Origin of the sequence: Bacteroides timonensis (assembly GCF_000513195.1) — a bacterium.
Lineage (GTDB): Bacteria > Bacteroidota > Bacteroidia > Bacteroidales > Bacteroidaceae > Bacteroides > Bacteroides timonensis.
In genome coordinates, this window is record NZ_CBVI010000186.1 from 1 (window position 1) to 4,702 (window position 4,702).

The 4,702-nt window shown below is 43.0% G+C and carries 5 protein-coding genes and 1 pseudogene; all 6 read right to left on the minus strand.

The annotated features are described in order from the left end of the window. Nucleotides 1-113: 113 nt before the first annotated feature. The gene (locus tag BN161_RS27570; RefSeq protein ID WP_044272476.1) at nt 114-398 is read right to left on the minus strand and encodes a hypothetical protein; all 285 of its coding nucleotides are present in this window, start codon (nt 396-398) and stop codon (nt 114-116) included. A 5-nt stretch (nt 399-403) separates the two neighbouring features. Further along, complete coding sequence (locus BN161_RS27575; protein ID WP_044272479.1) at nt 404-1,327, minus strand: hypothetical protein; 924 nt, start codon at nt 1,325-1,327, stop codon at nt 404-406. Between the two features lie 3 nt (nt 1,328-1,330). Continuing rightward, the gene (locus tag BN161_RS27580) at nt 1,331-2,365 is read right to left on the minus strand and encodes a hypothetical protein (RefSeq protein WP_044272482.1); all 1,035 of its coding nucleotides are present in this window, start codon (nt 2,363-2,365) and stop codon (nt 1,331-1,333) included. Further along, nucleotides 2,358-2,705 (minus strand): hypothetical protein, encoded by a 348-nt coding sequence (locus tag BN161_RS27585; protein ID WP_044272484.1) that lies wholly within the window; start codon nt 2,703-2,705, stop codon nt 2,358-2,360. Before BN161_RS27585 ends, BN161_RS27580 begins: the two co-directional genes overlap by 8 nt. 17 nt (nt 2,706-2,722) lie before the next feature. Beyond that, the gene (locus BN161_RS27590; RefSeq protein WP_044272487.1) at nt 2,723-3,880 is read right to left on the minus strand and encodes a hypothetical protein; all 1,158 of its coding nucleotides are present in this window, start codon (nt 3,878-3,880) and stop codon (nt 2,723-2,725) included. Beyond that, a pseudogene (locus BN161_RS30040) lies at nt 3,877-4,702 on the minus strand (hypothetical protein); the annotation flags it as partial. The pseudogene BN161_RS30040 and the gene BN161_RS27590, both read right to left, overlap by 4 nt.

Sequence of the window (4,702 nt, forward strand, 5' to 3'; positions counted from 1 at the left end):
CTATAGCGAAAAACGCCCAGATTCAACATTTAATTATTAGTCTCTTTTTGTTTAATTATTTTCTGCAATATTGTTCCCTTGCAGACAAGGAGAAAAAGACGGATTTCTCCGTATTACGCCTCTAAAATTTCATGAACTTGCCCATAAGCACCTGCCGTAAAGAAGTTAGAGCAAATTTCTTTAATCAAAGAAATGTCCTCGCTACTCAGTTCTACAACTCCATTATTATCTATAATAGATTTGCTGATTTTGTAAGCCCTAAATTTGTATTCACGCTTAATTGCAAACTCGGGTGTAATCCCAGCAGAATAAAGTGCTTCTGCAACTTTATCTGAAATAACATTCTCTGTTTCAAGACCTTTATAGTCTTTAAAAACTCTGTTTAAATCTACTTTCATAATTTCTATGCTCTATTAACTAATAATCCTTTTCTGAAAATCATTGATCCAAAATTAAAATCAACTCCTTCATAATATGAAACACTTCCGTCAGCAGACCGGGAAACCACTGCGCCAAACTTATCAGCAAGGCACAACTTGCTTGTTAAGGTCTCCGATACAAATACACCACCATCGAAGTAAGCGGCATAAGTACTGCCAGCACCAGGATATGAACGCGCACTTTCAGTCGAGTATCGAGACGAGTAGATACAGGCACCACCTGAATTGGAACCAATCACCTTAATACCAAACTTTCCCGTAGTAGCTCCATTGAAAGATACATCAATCATGCCACTGTTCGCATCTGTAGGAACTCCTATCCGGACACTACGGCTGTCGTTCCCGAAATAATCGCGTCCTTTCCAATATAGCATGCCGCTTTCAAGAGAAAATCCACCGATCTTACCACTTTGAGCAATAATCTCGCCTGTAAATGAGCCGCCGATTGCGGTTATCTCGCCCTTAATATAAACTTCGCCTGTTCGGCCATTGATCCTACAAGTTACATTGCCGGAAGCATCTACGGCTTCCACATTCTTTGCTACCAGGTTATCTACGTCAATATCTTCAGACTTGATTTTCTCACTCAACAATAGTTTAGTGGCAACAAAAATCCAATCCACGGCTCTCTCCCAATATCCCAATTGGTTTGCAACTGAAGTCTGGGGGTTATTGGCGGTGGAAGAAGTATGAGATCTCAGGCACAGATACAGTGAATCCCTGTATAGAACAACATCACACCAGAGCTCTCCATCAGCACCCGACAGATATTGCTTTCCTGCCGCCCAGTCAGTTTGGCGAAGTCGAGCCCCACGCTCCCCCTTAGCGCCATCCTCTGGGGCTACTGTTACATTAAAGACTGATGCAACTATCTGTTTCTTTGCCATAACTCAAGATTTAGTTCCTTGTACGTAACCTGTTATATTTCCTCCTGCACTCTTTACGTCAGCGTAAGTGATCTTACAACCGGTAGCAGTAGGTGTATTGGCCAGAGTAAAAGCAGCACCGTTAGCTTTCGTGAAAGCCGTTGAAAAAGTAAAGCCGGTCACCTCTTCCCCCGTACCTGTTTTTTTAACTTTATATGTAGCAGTGACTTCACTTGTTGCTCCGGAGCTGGTAAGCATTGTAGGCCCATTGAAATTAACGGCAAGGAACAACGGGTCAGTTTCATCACTTACTTCACAAATAGCGGTAGCCACAACTTCACCACCAATGATATATTCAGCCTTTACACTCAACTTCGAATCAATATCATCCGCAACCAATGATACACTGTTTGCAGTTGACCAAGGAGTTGCAGCAGGCATCTTATACCATTTTAAAGAGTAGTTACTCTGAGGAACCAAAGAACCTCCTTTATAAAGTTCCTGGGATATCCTTACGGAAGCTGTATCACTATCAATAATACCGCCGTCAGAAGGATATAAGAAACCATAATAGGCAGAGTTTGAGAACTCTGAAATGGATAGCGATATTTCAGACGTATAAGCAAGATTATGTCCGGAGGCTTCAATCTCGCCATCCATCCGAATCGTATCCGCATCCATATTGGAAGCCGAAGCAAGGTTTCCTACTATCTTCAGTCCCGGTACGTTGACAGAACCATTATTATAAGTAGTGGTTTGCAACTTACTGGCCACAGCAGCAGGTGCTGTAGAAAGTCCCGAAGCATTGAAAGTTACAAGCGTATTGTTGTAATACCATTTCTCTGAACCGGACACAATCGGCTTGATAACATTCTCATTACCTGAACGCATAACCGGATAGATGATCGGCTGATTAGCTGCTACGCTCCAATCAGGAACACATTTCCCTGTATCTTTCTGATACATCTGCACAAGCGGCTTCGTAGCCCGGATATTACCTTGGGCACTATCACCGTCGATTATCATTCCAATAAAGAACGAACCTGCAACATCACTCATCTTGTACCTCCTTTCCATCGGTTTGATTATCTTCTTCAACAGATGTATCAACATTGTCCTGAGCAGGCAAAGAACCCTCAACAGGTAATTCATTACTGTCTTCATTAATCATCTCCTCTCCAATTTGGTTTCCACCGGCTTCTATCAATTTTGCAGCCTCCTGCTCAGCGAGAACCTGGCCTGCAATACCTCTCACATATTCCTCCGGCTCAAACCGTATCATACGAAGATCACTCTCATTGATTATAAACTCTCCATCTGCTGTACGATGGCGAACATCAATCACACCGGCACGACGTGCAATATCAGCAGACACTTTCAAGTACTTCATTTCTCTCATCACTACAATTTTAAGAATTAACCTCTGGCAATTATTACTTCATTGGCACCTGTACGGATGGGGTCACCACTTCCTGTAGTAAGCACCGTATAGGGACCTATTTCATAGACTTCGGGATAAACAGACATTTGCAATCCACTCTTCAAACGCAGACTATCAGCCGTGACGGTTACTGAATTTCCATGACCGATACTGGATGCTGTTGCACCGGCAGCCGATGATTTTTTGAACCACCTAACAAAAAAGAACTTGTTAATCCGCTCAGTTGTCAACTCCTCCTTGTTCATCAGTATTTTCACGTAAAAAGTCATATTGGTCATTCCCTGGCGTACATAATTTCCATTCGGGCTGTAGGAAAAGGCCCTGACAGGCGGAATCTTATATAAGATAGCTGTCTCACACATCAAGGTGTCATCTGTGGGCGCCGAAGGTTTTGTCCCGGTATAGTAGGCAGCGCGGCAACGGATAACACTCAAATACGTGTTGTCAGCATCGATACGTAAGGTTTTCGTTCCCTGCCCGGACACGTACTCAATGTTCAGGTCAGAAGCGTTGATTAGAACTTCTTCTCCATTCACAACTTTATACCACCAATACGCTACATTAGCATCAGCCACCGTACCGCTTCCCATTTTCAAGGTCGCTGTGATATCAATAAGCTGATTATCCTTTAAAGGATTATAGGTGATCTTCGAAGGTTGATTGATAATCAATGACAATTGATCGTCACTCTTCTGGATGGAGTTAAGAGAAAAAGTGTCGTAATACACAAGGGTATTACCTGTACGAATATCAACAAAAGTCGCCCTGCAGATGATCTGTACAGGCGAAGACGGTGATACATTCTTCTTAACGAGTAATGTACCATCACTATTAATCGTATAATTACTATTTGCAGAAGTTATTTGAGTGCTTTCACTACCTTCATACCATAAAACCGTTAATAAACTACTTTTGTCACCATTACCAATGATATTATCCGGATCGACTATACATAGTTGCGCTTTGAGTTTCATCGGGGTAATAGTTCTATTGGGAATATACGTATTGGCATTCGTGTAATAGAACTGAGTTTTACTGCCACCGCCATCTATAACAACCCCAAAACTTGCTTTCAAGGGGGTGTAACTGGTTTGGATTTGTTGCGGTTGAACCGCTGTCTTAATTCCTTTCATACAACTATGCTATTTTCAACGTTATTACTTTCAACACCATCACGGACGTATGCCGTACAGGTGAATTTTACTTTTCTTGTGGCTCCCCAGTTTGAAGGCATATCCTCGTTAGCTAAATGCAGTATACGGCCATTATTGGCATGAGCAACAGACCAGGCATTATCCTCTGTCACTTGACCACTGTCCCGGGTCCAAGCCCAATCACCCGCCAGAACATCAGCAGAGATATCATTGTAGCCCCAATAGACAACAGGTGTGATCTCCGTATCAACTTTACCAGCAAAAAAGGTGTAGCCGTGCGTAGAAGAGAATTCAAGGGTTAGTTCTGAGTTACCTTCAATCTGAGCCCAATCGGTTGAGTTCCACTTGGGTTCCTGAAGCGTGCCGGCAGACAGACACATCCATTTACAGCCAACATGATAGACAGCATCGTAAACTGTATCTGTAGATTGATAAGGATTTGACACCGCTTCTTCTGCCGACCACTTACCCCTATTATTCTCTGAGCGGACCGGTGTCCCCTGATAGTCTATGCGTAACAAGTCTTGAATAGCAATACCACGGCAGTAGATATAGCTATGGCGGTAGTTTATAGGCAGGTTGTCGAATTGCGACAACTGCTTTAGTTTACCTATGATGATAGCATAGTTATTCTCTTCCAGTATGGGCTTTGTCACTCCGTCAAGCATACAGATACACTTCTCGCGGGATGAGATGTACCAATATCCCTGACGATCTTCATTCACCGGATTGCCACGGTGCGATAATATCATCAGCGGCTCAGGTGGATAGTTTTTTCCGCCCGGCACCTCATCATCAGGG